17 protein-coding genes, 2 tRNA genes and 1 pseudogene are annotated in these 17,604 nt (G+C 37.9%); 9 read left to right on the top strand and 11 right to left on the bottom strand.

The features are described from left to right. Positions 1 to 28: 28 nt before the first annotated feature. The gene (phoB, locus tag B9T25_RS08700; protein ID WP_086188055.1) at positions 29 to 739 is read left to right on the top strand and encodes a phosphate regulon transcriptional regulator PhoB; all 711 of its coding nucleotides are present in this window, start codon (positions 29 to 31) and stop codon (positions 737 to 739) included. Between the two features lie 25 nt (positions 740 to 764). Further along, a complete protein-coding gene (gene phoR, locus B9T25_RS08705; protein WP_086188056.1) occupies positions 765 to 2,123 on the top strand; it encodes a phosphate regulon sensor histidine kinase PhoR in 1,359 nt (452 codons plus the stop codon). A 370-nt stretch (positions 2,124 to 2,493) separates the two neighbouring features. Here the strand turns inward: phoR and B9T25_RS08710 are convergent, their stop codons facing one another. The 3 genes and pseudogenes from B9T25_RS08710 to B9T25_RS08720 all read right to left on the bottom strand — a co-directional run bounded on the left by B9T25_RS08710 (position 2,494) and on the right by B9T25_RS08720 (position 4,600). Further along, positions 2,494 to 3,141, bottom strand: coding sequence for a glutathione S-transferase (locus B9T25_RS08710; RefSeq protein WP_086188057.1), 648 nt, complete (start codon positions 3,139 to 3,141; stop codon positions 2,494 to 2,496). Between the two features lie 90 nt (positions 3,142 to 3,231). After that, positions 3,232 to 3,630, bottom strand: coding sequence for an OsmC family protein (locus B9T25_RS08715; RefSeq protein ID WP_086188246.1), 399 nt, complete (start codon positions 3,628 to 3,630; stop codon positions 3,232 to 3,234). A 21-nt stretch (positions 3,631 to 3,651) separates the two neighbouring features. After that, positions 3,652 to 4,600 (bottom strand): annotated as a pseudogene (locus tag B9T25_RS08720) (pirin family protein). A 467-nt stretch (positions 4,601 to 5,067) separates the two neighbouring features. On the opposite strand from B9T25_RS08720, the gene B9T25_RS08725 reads away from it, so the two are divergent. After that, complete coding sequence (locus B9T25_RS08725) at positions 5,068 to 6,198, top strand: GGDEF domain-containing protein (protein WP_228146871.1); 1,131 nt, start codon at positions 5,068 to 5,070, stop codon at positions 6,196 to 6,198. Between the two features lie 69 nt (positions 6,199 to 6,267). Continuing rightward, entirely contained in the window at positions 6,268 to 8,682 is a 2,415-nt protein-coding gene (locus tag B9T25_RS08730) for an AAA family ATPase (RefSeq protein ID WP_086188059.1), read from the top strand. Between the two features lie 64 nt (positions 8,683 to 8,746). On the opposite strand, the gene guaA is transcribed toward B9T25_RS08730, so the two are convergent. The 3 genes from guaA to B9T25_RS08745 form a co-directional block, all read right to left on the bottom strand. Then, positions 8,747 to 10,330 carry a glutamine-hydrolyzing GMP synthase gene (gene guaA, locus B9T25_RS08735; RefSeq protein ID WP_086188060.1) on the bottom strand — a complete coding sequence of 528 codons (1,584 nt, stop codon included), beginning with the start codon at positions 10,328 to 10,330 and terminating at the stop codon, positions 8,747 to 8,749. A gap of 152 nt (positions 10,331 to 10,482) precedes the next feature. Continuing rightward, a complete protein-coding gene (locus B9T25_RS08740) occupies positions 10,483 to 10,851 on the bottom strand; it encodes a NirD/YgiW/YdeI family stress tolerance protein (protein ID WP_086188061.1) in 369 nt (122 codons plus the stop codon). A gap of 135 nt (positions 10,852 to 10,986) precedes the next feature. Beyond that, complete coding sequence (locus B9T25_RS08745; protein WP_086188062.1) at positions 10,987 to 11,403, bottom strand: DoxX family protein; 417 nt, start codon at positions 11,401 to 11,403, stop codon at positions 10,987 to 10,989. 190 nt (positions 11,404 to 11,593) lie between these two features. On the opposite strand from B9T25_RS08745, the gene B9T25_RS08750 reads away from it, so the two are divergent. Continuing rightward, positions 11,594 to 12,226 (top strand): DedA family protein, encoded by a 633-nt coding sequence (locus B9T25_RS08750; protein ID WP_086188063.1) that lies wholly within the window; start codon positions 11,594 to 11,596, stop codon positions 12,224 to 12,226. A 179-nt stretch (positions 12,227 to 12,405) separates the two neighbouring features. Here the strand turns inward: B9T25_RS08750 and B9T25_RS08755 are convergent, their stop codons facing one another. The 5 genes from B9T25_RS08755 to B9T25_RS08775 form a co-directional block, all read right to left on the bottom strand. Further along, positions 12,406 to 12,996: a LysE family translocator gene (locus B9T25_RS08755; RefSeq protein ID WP_086188064.1), complete on the bottom strand. Its 591-nt coding sequence runs from the start codon at positions 12,994 to 12,996 to the stop codon at positions 12,406 to 12,408. A gap of 227 nt (positions 12,997 to 13,223) precedes the next feature. Beyond that, entirely contained in the window at positions 13,224 to 13,613 is a 390-nt protein-coding gene (locus tag B9T25_RS08760) for a hypothetical protein (RefSeq protein WP_086188065.1), read from the bottom strand. A gap of 8 nt (positions 13,614 to 13,621) precedes the next feature. Continuing rightward, positions 13,622 to 14,464, bottom strand: coding sequence for a ParA family protein (locus B9T25_RS08765; protein ID WP_086188066.1), 843 nt, complete (start codon positions 14,462 to 14,464; stop codon positions 13,622 to 13,624). An 82-nt stretch (positions 14,465 to 14,546) separates the two neighbouring features. Then, positions 14,547 to 14,939 carry a SirB2 family protein gene (locus B9T25_RS08770; protein WP_086188067.1) on the bottom strand — a complete coding sequence of 131 codons (393 nt, stop codon included), beginning with the start codon at positions 14,937 to 14,939 and terminating at the stop codon, positions 14,547 to 14,549. Between the two features lie 13 nt (positions 14,940 to 14,952). Further along, on the bottom strand, positions 14,953 to 15,264 hold the full coding sequence (locus B9T25_RS08775) for a BolA family protein (RefSeq protein WP_086188068.1): 312 nt from the start codon (positions 15,262 to 15,264) through the stop codon (positions 14,953 to 14,955). A 237-nt stretch (positions 15,265 to 15,501) separates the two neighbouring features. Between B9T25_RS08775 and B9T25_RS08780 the strand changes: the two genes are divergently transcribed. The 4 genes from B9T25_RS08780 (at position 15,502) to ribE (ending at position 17,601) form a co-directional block, all read left to right on the top strand. Next, positions 15,502 to 15,577, top strand: a tRNA-Gly gene (locus B9T25_RS08780). A 40-nt stretch (positions 15,578 to 15,617) separates the two neighbouring features. Further along, positions 15,618 to 15,693 (top strand) — tRNA-Gly (locus tag B9T25_RS08785). Between the two features lie 303 nt (positions 15,694 to 15,996). After that, complete coding sequence (gene ribBA / locus B9T25_RS08790) at positions 15,997 to 17,112, top strand: bifunctional 3,4-dihydroxy-2-butanone-4-phosphate synthase/GTP cyclohydrolase II (RefSeq protein ID WP_086188069.1); 1,116 nt, start codon at positions 15,997 to 15,999, stop codon at positions 17,110 to 17,112. Positions 17,113 to 17,130: 18 nt separating this feature from the next. Further along, complete coding sequence (ribE, locus tag B9T25_RS08795; RefSeq protein ID WP_004649641.1) at positions 17,131 to 17,601, top strand: 6,7-dimethyl-8-ribityllumazine synthase; 471 nt, start codon at positions 17,131 to 17,133, stop codon at positions 17,599 to 17,601. Positions 17,602 to 17,604: the final 3 nt, after the last annotated feature.

Here is a 17,604-nt window from a genome sequence, read left to right on the forward strand (position 1 = left end):
CCGTTAACATCAAATAGGATATTGCGTTGTGAAAGATGACTACATTTTAATCGTCGATGACGAACTTCCCATTCGAGAGATGATTCACACCTCTTTAGACATGGCAGGCTTTCAATGCTTACAAGCAGAAGATGCGAAACAAGCGCACCAAATGATCGTGGATCAACGTCCTGTACTTATTTTACTCGATTGGATGCTCCCCGGTGGGATCAGTGGCGTTGACTTGTGCCGTCGTTTAAAACGTGACGAGACACTGACAGAAATTCCAGTGATTATGCTGACCGCACGCGGTGAAGAAGACCATAAAGTTCAAGGTCTCGATGCCGGTGCAGATGACTATATGACCAAACCTTTTTCTACCCGAGAATTGGTGTCACGCATTAAAGCGGTGTTACGTCGTGCCAATGCCCTAAGTGGTGAAAAAACCATTGATGCCAATGGTTTAATACTTGATCCAGTAAGCCAGCGTGTGAGTTTTGGTCAGAACATTTTAGAGATGGGCCCGACCGAATATCGTTTATTGGCCTTCTTTATGACCCACCCAGAACGTGCTTATACGCGTGCTCAATTGCTGGATCAAGTTTGGGGTGGTAATGTATATATTGAAGACCGTACTATTGACGTGCATATTCGCCGTTTACGTAAAGTGCTTGAACCGTATGCCGTAGATCGCTTTGTACAAACTGTTCGTGGCACAGGTTATCGTTTTTCTACCCGCGCGGATATCGCTTTAGGTTAGTCGTTTTTTAGGTAAATCATGTTTTATGTATGAACCATACCCTGTCCCAGAATTAACACGAGAACATCAAAAATTTCGCTACAGTAGTTTATGGACTTTTGCGAAACAAGATTTACGTCTACTCGCCTTTCTACTGCTGATTGCCAGTTTAATTGGCATCGGGATTGGGTATTTTTGGATTTTAATTTTTACCGCTTTTGCAATCTTTTTTGCCTTGCAACTACGTTCACTGTATTTGGTCAATGAATGGATTTCCAATCGCCCTTATGATGTGCCACCGAATTTAGATGGCATTTGGGGTGCATTGCTGTTTAATGTTTATCGTGCCCAGCGCCAAGAACGTATTGTACAAGCAGAAATGGTCGGCTTAATTGATCGCGCGCAATCCTCACTGGTGGCATTAGCAGAAGCCGTAGTGTTAATTGATGAATCACACCAGATTGAATGGTGGAATCCAGCAGCGGAAAAATTGCTCGGTATTCAGCCTTTAGACCGTGGGCGTAATATTTTAACTATTCTGCGTCAGCCTAGTTTTATTGAATATTTTAATCATATTGACCAAGCACCTGATGGCTTGAAAATGAAATCTTCAGCCTTTGAAGATCATTATGTGCAAGTCAAGATGACCCGTTTTGGTGGGGAAAGTCGCTTATTGGTGGCCTATGACGTGACGCGTATGCATAACCTAGAACAAATGCGTAAAGACTTTGTCGATAATATTTCCCATGAATTACGCACGCCGCTGACTGTACTCAGTGGCTATATTGAAACCTTTACCGATCAAGAAGATTTAAACCCGCGTTGGAAACGTGCCTTTGACCAAATGCAGGCACAGACCAAACGCATGAATGCCTTGGTCAATGACCTACTTCTGCTGTCCCGTTTAGAAAGCAACAAACAGATTGCCAAAAATCAAATTATTGAAATGCCCAGTTTAATGAATCAATTGTTTGATGATGCACAAGCCTATAACGTTGATTATGGGCATACACTGAACCTCGAAATTGATAGTCATTGCGATCTGATTGGTTCCGATATGGAGCTTGCCAGTGCATTTAGCAATCTTATTACCAATGCCATTAAATACACTCCCAAAGGGGGCACCATTACCATGGGTTGGCACGATGATGGTGTACAAGGTTATTTCACCGTTGAAGATACGGGTATTGGCATCGATCCCAAACATTTACCCCGTTTAACCGAACGTTTCTATCGTGTCGATAGCGCACGTAGCCGTCAAACTGGGGGAACAGGTTTAGGTCTAGCGATTGTTAAACATGTGCTCATGCAACACGGCGCGCACTTAGAAATTGAATCGAAAGAAAATCAAGGTTCAACCTTTAAAGTGGTGTTCCCGAAAGAACGTCTCTACCATATGAACTAACGATATAAATACTTTATATCCTGATGCCAGTCAATTAAGGGGTTTTACAATTAACACTTAGCTTTTTAGTTATTCACGACGGAGTCTTATCGTTTTAAATCAAATTTTTGGAGCTCGTTTGTTCTTTTGTTTCGCCAAAAGAACCAAAAACATTTGTCATCCGCAAAACTCGTCAAATACCTTTTATTAATCAATTTATCGCAGAAACCTTACCTTTTTCAATCTTGCGGTGTATACACCTCATGCCTCGAACAGTTGCGGATGACGTTTCCGCGTATCGAATAACATCATGAATTTAAAAAAATCCAATCCATTTCTTAACTGACCGACATTATTTATAGCAACTGTTGTTGAACTCGCTATCCATCATTTAAGCCAAAGTTTGTTCTTTAGCGCGTGCACGTTGAAAAGCTGGACGCTCCGCAAGACGTTTTACATAAGCACTAATGTGTGGATAAGAACCTGTCGTTCTAGATTGTATCGCTTCTAATGGAAAGCACATTTGAATATCAGCAAAAGAAAATGTGCCCGCAAAATATTCATGCTTGGATAAATAATCTTCCAAATATTCAATATGATCTTTTAAACGAGGGCGAATAAACCCAGCCTTGACACCTGCTGTGATTTTCTGTGCTATGGGTTTAATCAGCCATGGTACATGTTTGGGTACATTATTCATCACCAATTGCATGACCAATAATGGCATTAATGAACCTTCAGCATAATGCAGCCAATAACGATACTGTTGCTGCTCAGCTTTACCCTGTGGTTTAAACTGTTGTTGCGTGTCATAGCTTTCTTGCAAATACTGTAAAATCACCGCAGATTCAGCAATGGTTTGATCATCATCAGTTAATACAGGGGACTTAGCCAAAGGATGAACCAATTTTAATTCAGGTGGTGCTGCAAATGTTGCTAAGCGTTGATAAAACTGTACTTGATAATCAAGTTCCAATTCTTCTAAAGCCCACAAAATTCGAAAGGAACGCGACTGGTCTAAGTGGTGTAATGTAATCATTTTTTGACCTCTATTTTTATGCTTTGACTATACGCATGGCTCTAAAAGAATGACACCCTGATTTAACAAAATGTCATAACTATCGGGTCATTAAACAATTACCGTCTTCATCTCTACGCTACGTAACAAGGTCTTGGTCACAGGCGTTTTACTGCTGATCTCTAAAATTTTCTGCTTGAGTTCCTCCGATAGCGACTGTGCAAAAGATAAACGTCGTTCAATCCATTCTTTGCCTTCTTTATTGGCATTAAAATCAACTTCCACGGAAAATCCACCCAATTCAATCCCTTTATGGTTGGCGTACATTTGTAGCGTGATCATGGTGCAAGAAATCAGACCTGAACAAAGCAAATCATAAGGTTCAGGCCCTTGATCTTGCCCACCAAAAGATTCAGGTTTATCGGTGATAAATTGGTGTGTACCACTTCTCACCTCGCCCGACCAAGGCGCAACAAGCGTTCGTACTTCTGCATTTGCAATAATTGCCATCATCATAAATCCTCAATTTTTTTATCGCGATGCACGCATTTTATCTGGGAATGTCGGTGCTTCTAACCTTGGACCTTGGTAATCAGCAATATTGCCAAAGCGTTGATCTTGATTAATCCATTGATCTCGTGCAAGGCTCAATTCTTCCTGTGTACGTCCGACAAAATTCCACCACAGTAATATCGGTGACTCAAAAGGTTCGCCGCCCAACAATAAAATACGACTGCCCGCATGCAATTGGATTTCAATTTCAGTCAGACCTGATTCTAATACCACCATATTGTCTTCAGTCAATTCATGACCATTCACCACAGCCGTCCCATGCAAAGTCATAAAACCATGTTCAAATTTTGAGTTGAGTTTGAAGTCGAATGGTGGTCGATTCTTTTGCCGTTAAATCAACAGCGAGTAATTCGGTATGCACCGCTACTGGAGATTGGGTTTTTAAAAATTCTCCGACCAAAAGAGTAAATTCCACCTGATCTTTTTCGACAACTGGCAGTTCTGGATAATGGTCAAAACGCGGTGCCATATTGATTTTATCATCTGGCAATGCAATCCAAAGCTGAGCAGCATGCATATGGGTTTCTGTTTCTGGCGCAACTTCAGTATGTGAAATACCATAACCTGCTGTCATCAAATTAACCTGATTCGGACGAATCAACTGTTTTGTACCTAGGCTATCCGTATGCATCATAGTGCCTTCAATCATCCACGTGAAGGTTTGCAAACCCATATGTGGATGTGGCCCCACATCTAAGCCATCACCTTGAGGGAAAGTGACTGGGCCAGCATGATCTAGAAAACACCATGCGCCAATTAGGCGTTTATGACGACTAGGTAATGCACGTTTAATGATGGTTCCCTGCCCAATTTCCGCACTACGCAAAGGAATTTCTTGAATAAATTGATTCACGTATTTTTCACAATCGTCTGAGTTAGAAAGCTCTGTATAGTTGCTATTGGTCATATTCCTATCCTAAGTCTTACGGACTAAACCGTGCTTTTTATGTCCTAATCTATTCTTATCATCATATAGGCTCTTATCGACTCAACCTATAACTTACTTAATACGCTGAATACTATGTATAGGACAATATCATTTTTGAAATTTTTCTTAATGAGCAACGCTTTGCTCACTTATTCAATTTAAAATTATTCTCTTATTCATATGAATTCTATACATATATAAAAAATTGTCACAATTACAACGACCACTCATTGTTTATTTCATATACAAGATTTGTTCTTCAGCATATGATTCTTTACTTACAACCCCATGCAGGGCTAACTTAAATGTTTAGGAGAGATCAAAAAAGCTCTCGTGAAAAAAGTGATAAAAATAGTCATTATTTTAAGACACTTAGAGAGAAAAAATTCAATTATGAAACTGCTTATATTTTACCAGAGCAGCTATGTAGTGCTGAAAATCGAAAAATGATAGAACAAGCATTAGATGCTCCAATCACTCGTATTCCAATACAATTTCAACAATATTACTTAAACTATCAAAATAAACACCAACGACAATTTCTAAAATATGTGAATTACATTGGTCAACTTATATTTTTAAGCTATTTTTTTGTAGATTGGTTTTTATTACCTGAAATCGCCGTAATTTCTGCTATATCACGACTCGGTCTTGTATTGAGCGCATTATTCATCAATTGGTTCTTCTTCCGTTACTGTAAGAATATTAATATCTTAGACAGTTTACTGCCGATTTATGTCGCGATAGCTGCAATCATCTGGTTAGGACTGTTGCATTTATCACAAAGCCCGCTCGTTCATATATATCTCTATGCTTCTGTTATTTTTATTTTATTGGGGAATTTATGTATACAGGTTTCCTTTAGATATTCCATATTTACATCTTTACTCATTAGTGCGGTCATTTTTGGAGGGGTATTTAACTTAGTCAGTTTTCAAGAAGCCATTTTATTTTCATTAATCTATACCCCTGTTTTATTGCTCAGTATGTATATCAGTTGGAATAACACTTTAAATTCAAAGCGGAATTTTTTACGGGTTTTATTAAATGATTGGAATTATTACGCTTTATGTCAACTCGCTCATACAGATGAATTAACACAACTTAATAATCGTAGACAATTTATGCAGGTGGCTGAAAAAACCATTCAAAAATGGCCTAAATATAATTTAGCCTGTTTAATCATGTTTGATATCGATTTTTTCAAAAAAATTAATGATACCTACGGACATGATGTAGGAGATGAGGTTCTTCGCATACTTGCCGAGATTTCTCGTCAAGAAATGCGCTACACCGATGTGCTCGCTCGTTTTGGAGGTGAAGAATTTATTGCATTATTGCCCAATACCACACTAAATGATGCAATTATTATTGCAGATCGCTTGTGTAAAAAAATTGAAAGTCATCAAATTTGTGTTCAAGATAAATTCTTTTTTAACTTTACCGTGTCAATTGGTATAGCTCAACTGCAACCACAGCAAAACGATTTAAATTTACTGATTAAAAATGCAGATATTGCACTCTATGAAGCCAAGAAAAATGGACGTAATCAAGTTGCTATTTATGCATGTAAATAGTTAAAATATTGAATAAAAATTAAACAAATCTGTATATTAGTTTCTTTAGACTTTGTCTGAGGGAAATTAATGAAAATCAAACGAATAGCAGAAATACAAAACTTCTCAATTTTTAAAAACTTCAATTGGGACTCAAACTTAACCTATCAAAACAAACAAGGACAAAATGAAGTTTACGACTTTAAGGATATCAACATTTTCTATGGGCGAAACTACTCAGGGAAAACTAGTCTTTCTAAAATTATCAGAGCTTTAGAAACAAAAGCACTTTCTCCTAAATACGAAAATCCTGATTTCAAAATTACTCTTACAGATAGTTTGACAATTACATCGGCAAATTTAGCTACATTTACCCATCCAATTCATGTTTATAACTCGGACTTTGTAAAAGAAAATTTGAAATTTATACATGATGATACTCAAAATATCGAATCTTTTTCGGTAACGTTAGGTGGTGATAATCAACAGGTATTAGATCATATTCAAACACTAAAAAATGAATTAGGTATAGATCAAGAAAATGCTGAAACTAGTATTTATTTATCTATTAAAAATAAAACGACGGAACTACAAACAGCTCAAAACAACCACACTTCCAGAACTACAACACTTAATGATTTACTTACTGATAAAGCAACAAGAAGACAAGATTCAATAAAAAATCAACATCAAATATTTGGTGATATACGCTACGATAAAAGAAAGCTTACAGAAACAGATATCCCTTTAGTACTTCAGCCTACTTATCAGCCTTTAACTGAAGCTCAGAAACAAGAATATGAATCTCTCATTATTCAACGTGATTTACCTGAACCACCAATCCCTCCTATTTATGATTTAAAATTTTTAGACCTTATTAAATCAACTGATTTAACATTAAAAACAATTGTAGGAGGATCAGAAAAAATTGTAGAGTTAGTCAGTAATAGTCATTTAAATACTTGGGTTCAAACAGGTTTATCTTTACATCATGATCGTAATACATGCGCCTTTTGTAATAATTCAATTTCTAAAAAGCGGAATGAAGAACTTAGACAACACTTCGATGAAGAAACTCAAAAGCTTCAAACACGTATTACAACTGGTCTAAAACATCTAGAAAATCAATTAAAATCTTCTAGCTTAAGCATCAATTTTGATTTCAATCATTACTATGAAAATTTTCATTCTGAACTCTCACAACTGAGCGAAAAATTAAAAAATGCTTTAGATAAGCAAAAGGCTTCCATTAAACAACTAATGGCTCTTTTAGAGGACAAAAAAGGAAAACTTTTTACTGAGTTACAAGCTGAATATCCATTAGATTACTCCACTGAAATCCTTTCAATCCGAGATAAAATAATAAACATTCGAACTGCTTGTATCCAATTAACAAATAACCTCGGTATAAAACAAACTAATGCAAAAAAAGAACTACGCTTAAATTATATTCATCATTTTTTACAAGATATTAATTACAGTAACTTAAAGACAGAAATTGAAACCCTACACTTAGCAATTGCACCACCAACTCATGAACTAACAGCACTTAATACGAGAAAAAGTGAAATTCTTGCAGAAATACAAACTGAAGAAAATAAATTAAAGACCGAAGGAGAAGCATGTATTCGTATCAATAATATTTTACAACATGACTTTGGCCATCAACATCTAAGTCTTGAACCTATTGACGGCCTCTTATCACCACAAATACAGTTTGAAATCCAAAGAGGCCTAGATGGGGATAAAGTAAAGGCTTATAACTTAAGTGAAGGTGAACAAAGTCTGATAGCTTTTTGCTATTTTTTAGCGAAAATTCAAGATTCTCTCGATCAAGATAAGAAGCCTATTATATGGATAGATGATCCTATCTGTAGTTTGGACAGCAATCATATTTTCTTCATTTATACCTTAATCAATGAAAAAATCTGCTTACAAGGAAATTTTTTACAGCTATTTATCTCTACTCACAATTTAGACTTCCTCAAATATTTAAAAAGATTAAATACCAAAGTTAAGCGAAATAATCTAAATATTACTTTAGAAGCTTGTAAGTACCTAATATCAAGGACAGAAAATAATTCCCACATATCAAAAATGCCAAAATATATGAGTGAATATGCGACAGAATTTAATTACCTGTTCAATCAAATTCATACTTGTGCTACTACAAATCTAATTAGTGATCACAATTTTAGTAGTTTTTACAATTTCAGTAATAATGCTAGAAAATTTATAGAAATATATTCCTTTTATAAATTTCCTACTTATATGAAATATGATGATGACCGCCTGAAAGAGTTTTGGAATGATGATATTTATAGATTATTTATAGGAAGAATAAATAATGAATATTCACATTGTTCAGGAGTACTAGAGAGGGGTATGAGTATGATGGATGAACCTGAAATGCAACGTGCAGCCCAAGCGATTATAGAAAAAGTTCAAAAAGATACTGATCAATATAATTCTCTGTTGGAAAGTATCGGTATCACCGCCCCATAAATAAACTCAATAAAAAAGAGCGCCTAAGCGCTCTTTTTTTAAAGATAATTTTCTATAGCGAAAATTATTCCCACTCAATCGTAGCAGGTGGCTTAGAAGACACGTCATAAACCACACGTGACACATCTTTAATTTCATTCATGATACGTGTTGAAATCTTATCAACCAAATCATAAGGAAGATGTGCAAAACGTGCTGTCATAAAGTCAACTGTTTCAACTGCACGAAGTGCAATCACCCATGCATAACGACGACCATCACCCACCACACCTACAGATTTCACAGGTTGGAACACGGCAAATGCTTGCGCAGTCTTGTCATACCAACCACTGGCATGAAGCTCTTGCATAAAAATATCATCAGCAAGACGAAGAATATCAGCATATTCTTTTTTCACTTCACCCAAAATACGCACGCCCAAACCTGGACCTGGGAATGGATGACGATACAACATCTCAAACGGCAAACCTAAAGTAGTGCCTAAACGACGTACTTCATCTTTAAACAAGTCACGAATTGGCTCAACCAATTCAAAAGCTAAATCTTCTGGTAAACCACCCACGTTATGGTGTGATTTAATCACATGTGCTTTACCATTTTTAGTCGCAGCAGATTCGATCACATCAGGGTAAATCGTCCCTTGTGCAAGGAAGTTTACGCCATCAAGCTTACGTGCTTCTTCAGCGAATACGCCAATGAATTCACGACCAATGATTTTACGTTTTTTCTCAGGATCAACTTCGCCTTTAAGCGCAGTTAAGAAACGCTCTTCAGCATCGGCACGAATCACACGAATACCCATGTTTTTCGCAAACATGTCCATCACTTGCTCGCCTTCGTTCAAACGAAGTAAACCGTTGTCTACAAAGACGCAAGTGAGCTGATCGCCAATCGCACGGTGTAAAAGTGCTGCAACTACAGATGAATCTACGCCACCTGAAAGACCTAAAAGAACTTTTTGATCGCCAATTTGTTGACGTAATTGTTCAACACGTAGGTCAATAATATTTTCAGAATTCCAAAGATTACGACATCCACAAATGCTATGAACGAAGTTAGAAATTAACTCAGCACCTTTTGCAGTATGGGTTACTTCTGGATGGAACTGCACACCATAAAAACGACGTTTTTCATCGCTTACTGCTGCGAATGGACAGCTTGGCGTGCTTGCAGTAACGGAAAATCCTTCAGGAATCGCAGAAACCTTATCGCCATGGCTCATCCAAACATTGAGTTTGTTGTCGCCACTCTCAGGGTCAGCATCGTTTAAATCACCAAGAAGCTGGTCGCGAACCAAAACATCTACAGCTGCATAACCAAACTCATGAACTGTACCCGGCTCTACTTTACCGCCAAGTTGCTCTGACATGGTTTGTAAACCATAGCAAATACCTAATACAGGCACACCTAAGTTGAACACAACTTCTGGCGCACGTGGACTACCTTCTTCATGCACACTTTCAGGACCACCAGACAAGATGATACCGTTCGGATTAAACGCACGAATGTCTTCTTCAGACATGTCATAGGCATACATTTCAGAATAAACACCAGCTTCACGTACACGACGTGCAATAAGCTGACTATATTGAGAACCGAAATCCAAAATCAGGATACGATCTTCAGTAATTTGGGTATTGGTAGTCATGGGTAAACAACTATGCAGGCAAACGAATATAAGCGCGACATTCTATCATTTTTATCTGATAGACGCACACCATTCATACAAGGCTCACTATCAATTGATTGCATTATATTTCAGCGCTAAAAAAGCACCCATTTTCGAGTGCTCTATACCAATCAATCCATAACTTTTTCTATTTTAACCACTTCAATATCGGTTGGTTTATACCGATGTTTATCCACTTCACCAATGACCTTAATTTTGTCACCCACCTGAATAGCTGCCGACTTCCAAATATCATCATCTATTTCAAGTAAAATTAAACCTGTGCCATCATTAAACTCATAATGTTCTTGTTTTAAATGCTTAAGCAATGTGCCCGTTAAAGTGACAGCTGTTTCATCTTTTAAGTTTTTAACATCTGCTACTTTTACCTGATTACTTGCGGCTTCTTGAATAATGATATGATCATCCTTACCGGCCCAAGTGGTTACTGTTGTACAGATGGAACTGGTGAATAAAATAACCATCAAAATTTTATGCATATTTATTTTCCTATTCTAAAGCACACCAAAATCTCATCTAAACAAAATTCCAGTCATCTGTACGCTGACTTTTTGTAACTTCGAAGCCATTGAATCAAAATAAAAATCACCCTTTATAACTTCAGAATCAGTCTATTATTTCTCAATATGATGATCTAGGCTAAATTTACCCGCACCATGCAACATCAAGAACAATAGACCGCCCGTCATTGCCATATTTTTCATAAAATTAATCGCATCTTCTGCACCAGCATGAAAAAGAAAAGCGGTCAGTAAACTAAATACCGCCAAACCCAATGCAGCAAAGCGTGCTTGAAAACCAAATAACAAAGCCAGACCACCTCCAAACTCAATCAAAATGGTTAAAGGCAACATGGCACTGGGCACCCCCTTCGATTCCATGTAGCCAACAGTGGCACTATAAGCCGTAATTTTCCCCCAGCCTGCAACAATAAAAATATATGCCATCAGTACACGTGCAATTAGACTGATCAACGCGTCAGTTTGTGGACCTTGAAGTAATTTTTTGAGCACAACATTCGGATTTAACATGAGGTGACCTATTCGATATTTTTTTAATGATGAATTCATACTAGACTATTTTTTTGCTGAATAAAGCAGCTATTTGTAGAGACATCGTTGCAAATACAGAATAATTAAACGGAATTTATTTACTTTTTTATACTGACTTTCATACCTTAGACTGCTAGGATTTCAGCACATTTTCGCTGTCTGTGACCCCATGGAACTGATTGATTTTATATTACATGTTGATGACCATTTACTCGAATTTATCACCAATTATGGCATCTGGATTTATGCCATTCTTTTCTTAATTATTTTTGTAGAAACGGGTTTGGTCGTAATGCCTTTTCTACCGGGTGATAGCTTATTGTTTGCCGCAGGGGCATTAGCTGCTTCAACAGGTGTGATGGATCCCTTTGTTTTGGTGATTTTGCTGTTTACTGCTGCCGTACTTGGCGACACGCTGAATTATCATGTTGGTAAATTTATCGGGCCACGTGTATTTGAAATGGAATCACGCTTTATTAATAAAAAACATTTACATTACACCCAGAATTTTTTTGAAAAACATGGTGGTAAAACCATTATTTTTGCGCGTTTTGTTCCCTTTGCTCGTACTTTCGCTCCATTCGTAGCTGGTGCTGGTCATATGAACTACAAATTCTTTCTCAGTTTTAATGTGATTGGTGCAATCTGCTGGGTCGGTTCATTTATTACGCTAGGCTATTTATTTGGCAATATGCCGATTGTAAAAGACAATTTCACCCATCTTATTTTTGGCATTATTATTATTAGTGTGCTTCCTGGCATTATTGGTTTTATTCGCCAAAAGCTAAAAAAGACCTCTTAAATAAGTAATTCTGATCAGCTAAGGGATTTCATAATTAACTCCTTTGCTTTTTAGTTATTCACGACGGAGTCTTATTATTTTATTTTAGATAACATAATGAATTTAAAAAATAAAATTCCAATCGTTTTCTTAACTAACTGGTATTACCTTAAATAAAGGTGTTACCAAAGGTCTAAGCGTTAAAAGAAACGAATTACTATAGGTAACATACAAAGCAACAACAACATGGCCGATCCTTTATATAAAAGACCGGCTTTTATTTGCTTTAATTGACCTGCCAAAATGGCACGGCCAAAAGACATCCAAAACATCACTGTTGGCAACAGAACCAAACTAAAGACAGCAAAGACCAAAATAAAATTACTCGGATTATGCCAAGTTTCAGGCGGCAATACGCCCGCAGCAAATAATAAAGCTTTAGGATTTTTTAGGGTGGAAAAGAACAATTGACGAGGCTGAATAGATTGATAGCGTTGACTATGCTGTTCTAAATGTGATGATTTCCATAAATGAAAAGCCTGCCAAACAACATAAATGGCACTGAGCAAATGCAACAAATCGATTAAATGTGGCCACGTTGGACTACATAAATGGATAAATAACGCCCACAAATTAATGGCATAAAAATAACCGAAGAACTCTGCTGGAATAAAAAGGCTGGTTTTTGCCATCCCTTTTTGATATGCCGAGCTTGCAAATAATGCGTTGGTCGGACCAGGAATCATCAGAATCGCAATCACTGCCAACACAAAAAGCCAACTCTCAATCATAAATACCTAACATCGCCATTAAACAGTGGCACACCTTATATGAAAGTCATAAAAAGTGACAAGTATTTCAACCCAAAAATATGACTTCAATCGTTGGAATATACCCTTCCAAATAATTAGTTATTTGATATATATAACATTTTCTTGAAACATTTTGCTAAGATTTTATCACTCTGCTGTTTATGAAATAGTAACAACAAAGTGATCATTTCCATCATTATTGCGCTTTATTGCGCTTTATTGCGAATAATCAGGGGACAATTTTTGAATCTTGCCGCTTGAACGATGGCTTCTTGTTCGCCTAAAAGACGTGCTAATTCAGTTTTTTTCGTATTAGATGACTGCCCCATGTTGACTGAAACACTTGGACCAATGCCCCAGCCACCCCGACTGCCCCAACCACCACCCAATCCAACACCGACACCTACGCCAGTACGCTTTGCTGGTTGCACACCGTTATCGACATATTGCTGAATACGGTTATATTCGCTTTGTAATTGTTGACAGTTTAAAGCCTGATACTGCGTGGGTGATATATAAGTCGGTTTTACTGTGGTCGCACATGCAGCTAATAAAACGCTACTCGCCATGAATAGGCTGACATAAAATTTTTTCATAGGAAATCTCAAATCTTATTTTGCTCAATTTCATTGAACAATGATTGATAGGCTTGCGTCAATTTATGATCAGTAGCCAAATGAATTAAAGGCTGATTTTTATAATGAGATTCCTTCATCAAAATTGACGGCGGCAACATACTGGCTAAAACAGGTAAACCTTCATCTTTAAGTTGTTGTACCACTTCGCGTGGTAATTTTGCTTGTGCTTGAAATTGATTCACCACAATGCCTTCAATTTCCAAGCGATCATTATGATCATCTTGCGTTTCGATGACATTTTCAATCAAGGTTTGTAAAGCACGCTTTGAAAAAACATCACAATCAAAAGGAATCAATACGCGATCCGCAGCAATTAAAGCTGATAATGTAAAGAAATTAAATGCGGGCGGCGTATCAATATAAACGCGCTCATACTCTCCATCCAACTGTTGTAAAGCATCGCGTAATTTATAAATTTTATGCTTCGATTCCAAAGCATAGGCCAGCGCACCCAAGGTTGGACTTGCGGGAATTACATCTAAATCTTTAAAAGGAGATTGGTGCACATAACTTTGTAAACCTTTGGCACGATTTTTTAAAATGGAACCAATCGCGTTGCTCAAAAGTCCTTTACTTTGAGTTGTACCTAGCATTTCTTCAAAATAGTTTTCAATATTCGGCTCTAAAGCAGGTTTATCAGCCGAATACGTTGCATCATCACCCAATAAATACTGACTAGAATTGGCTTGTGGATCAAGATCAATTAACAAGGTCTTAAAACCTTGATATGCACTAATTGCTGCCAAATTCACGGCAATACTGGATTTACCCACCCCACCTTTTTGATTAAAAACCACACGTGTCCGCATTATTACCCTCTATATTTTATATTTATGTATTGTTTACAGTTTAACCTAGGCAGATTTCTGCACAAACAATAATGTCTAACAATTAACCGAAATTAGGTTTCACGATCACTAAACCAATAATCGCAATAAGTGCCACTACGGCAATGGCTAAGCCGGCACGACGTTGTACCAATAAAATACTGTCATCTTTTTTATAGGCTTTGATTAAAGAGGAAAATAAAACCAAAAAGAGCACAATCTTGGCATAAAACCATGATTGCACCTCAAAGTTTTTAATGACTAAAGAAGTAAGACCCGTCAAAACAATTAAAGTCATTGAAAGATGTTGTAATGCCACAAAAAGTTTACGTGCTACAGGATTCGGTTGATTACCCTGAACGCCCACAAATAAAGTAAAAGCCCGTGCAATCACTACACCAATCAGCAAGGTCACACTGATCATATGCACAATTTTAACCGTCAGCTGCATGTCCATTTTTCAACACTCCTTATTGAGATTTGGGTGCATGGGCACATTCAGGGCTAGCAGTCGCTTGCCCTTGCCATTCCGAAGCAACAAAAGCATGAATAGCCAAAGCATGAATACGACTCGGACTGAGTAAGTCACCTACGGCAGCATAAATTTTTTGATGGCGCTGTACCAAACGTAATCCTTCAAAAGCATCACTGACCACAACCACTTTAAAATGTGACTCTTTACCAGGGAAATAACCACCATGACCGGATGATTCATTTACCACTTCTAAATGGATTGGTGACAAACTTTGTAATCGTTGAATTAATTGCTGTTCTAAATTCAAAATAATACTCCCAAAAGGCTCAAGCTCTCGCTTCAGTATAACGTGTTCTGATTCAATCTTTTGTTTGTCACTCTAGAAATCATTCATCATTTTCCAGCCAAAATTTTCTTTACTGCTATCAGCCTTGCTGATAAAACAACCCATTCCAGGGAATGGTGGTTTTATTTTATGCAATTGATACAAGTTTTTTCACAAAATGATTGACCACATTTTCACATAATGTATTATACACGGCATGCGGGAATAGCTCAGTTGGTAGAGCATAACCTTGCCAAGGTTGGGGTCGAGAGTTCGAGTCTCTTTTCCCGCTCCAAATTTTTTAGTGTAAGTTTTTATTAAAAACTGCTCAATAAGCGGGAATAGCTCAGTTGGTAGAGCATAACCTTGCCAAGGTTGGGGTCGAGAGTTCGAGTCTCTTTTCCCGCTCCAAATTCAAAAAAGCCCTCATCGAAAGATGGGGGCTTTTTTATACATTAATCCTTTAAAATCCAACCAACCATCATCATTTTGCATAAACTAGTCATTATTTATGTATTTCAGATGCTTAAAGATTCGTCACAATCTTGTCTTTTTAGAATAAAAGCCTCTTTTCAAGCATTCGACGACTGTGTATAACAATGGGCAGTTTAGGGAAAATTGATAAGCATAGGCAAAGGACGTCAAAACACGTTAGACTATGCAACAATCAATGCAAGCAAAATGTCGTTTGAGACAAAAAGAAGGTGAAGATTGATGCCGCTCAATACCGTTGAAGAGCTCGTAGCAGATATCCGTGCAGGAAAAATGGTCATCCTGATGGATGATGAAGATCGTGAAAATGAAGGTGATTTAGTTATTGCTGCGACACATGTGCGTCCAGAAGACATCAACTTTATGATCACCCATGCACGTGGTTTAGTTTGCTTAACGCTTAGCCGCGACCGTTGTCAGCAACTTAATCTTCCGCTTATGGTCGATGCCAATGGCGCGCAGCATGGTACAAATTTCACGCTTTCTATTGAAGCAGCGGAAGGCATTTCAACGGGTATTTCACCTGCTGAACGTGCGCACACCATTCGAACGGCTGTCGCAGCGCATGCTAAGCCTACTGACATTGTGCAACCCGGTCATATTTTCCCATTGATGGCGCAACCCGGTGGCGTATTGCACCGCGCAGGTCATACCGAAGCAGGTTGTGACTTATCACGTCTTGCAGGACTCGAACCAGCGTCTGTGATTTGTGAAATCATTAATGAAGATGGCACCATGGCACGTCGTCCAGACCTTGAAGTTTTCGCAGAAAAACATGGTTTGAAAATGGGCACCATTGCTGATTTAATTCATTACCGCATGACCAATGAACAAACAGTTGAACGTATTGATCAACAAACCCTAGACACTGAATACGGTACTTTTGATTTGTATCGCTACCGTGAATTGGGTAATCCAGATATTCACTTGGCTTTAGTTAAAGGCCAGCCTAAAGAAGGCGTGACCACAGTTCGTGTGCATGGCTTTAGTCCAGTTCGTGATTTATTGAAACTCAATAAACAAGATGGCGAACCCGCATGGAACTTAGACCGTGCACTGAAAGAAATTGCCAACAGCGATCGTGGTGTCTTGGTGTGGATTGGTCAACGCCATTTACAAGATTTAGGTCCAGCTTTAGAAAGCTTAACTGCACCAAAACCGACAAAATCAAATGCAGCACTTTCTCAGCAATATCAAACGATTGGTGTCGGTGCACAAATTTTACGTGATTTAGGCGTGGAAAAAATGAAGTTGCTAAGTTCACCTTTACGTTTCAACGCACTATCAGGCTTTAACTTAGAAGTGGTGGAATATATCACCGCAAATCAAACAACTTAAGAAATAATCGAGGTTGCTATGGCAGTTCGCCGTATTGAAGGTATGTTACATCTCGCGAGCGAAGGCCGTTACGCGATTTTAGTGGGTCGTTTTAATAGCTTTGTTGTAGAACATCTATTAGAAGGTGCAATTGATACATTGAAACGTCATGGTGTATCAGAGGATAATATTACTGTTGTTCACGCGCCTGGCGCATGGGAACTTCCTGTGGTTGCAAAAAAACTTGCCGCTTCAGATCGTTTTGATGCGATCATTGCACTTGGTGCTGTGATTCGTGGCAGCACACCTCACTTTGATTTTGTTGCTGGTGAATGTGCCAAAGGTTTAGGCGTTGTTGGTCTAGATACTGGCTTACCAGTGATTAACGGTGTACTCACTACGGATAGTATTGAACAAGCGATTGAACGCTCTGGTACAAAAGCAGGTAATAAAGGTGGCGAAGCTGCCCTTACTGCAATTGAAATGGTTAACTTGTTAAAGGCTATTTAAAGC

This window comes from Acinetobacter sp. ANC 4470, assembly GCF_002135335.1.
Taxonomy (GTDB): domain Bacteria; phylum Pseudomonadota; class Gammaproteobacteria; order Pseudomonadales; family Moraxellaceae; genus Acinetobacter.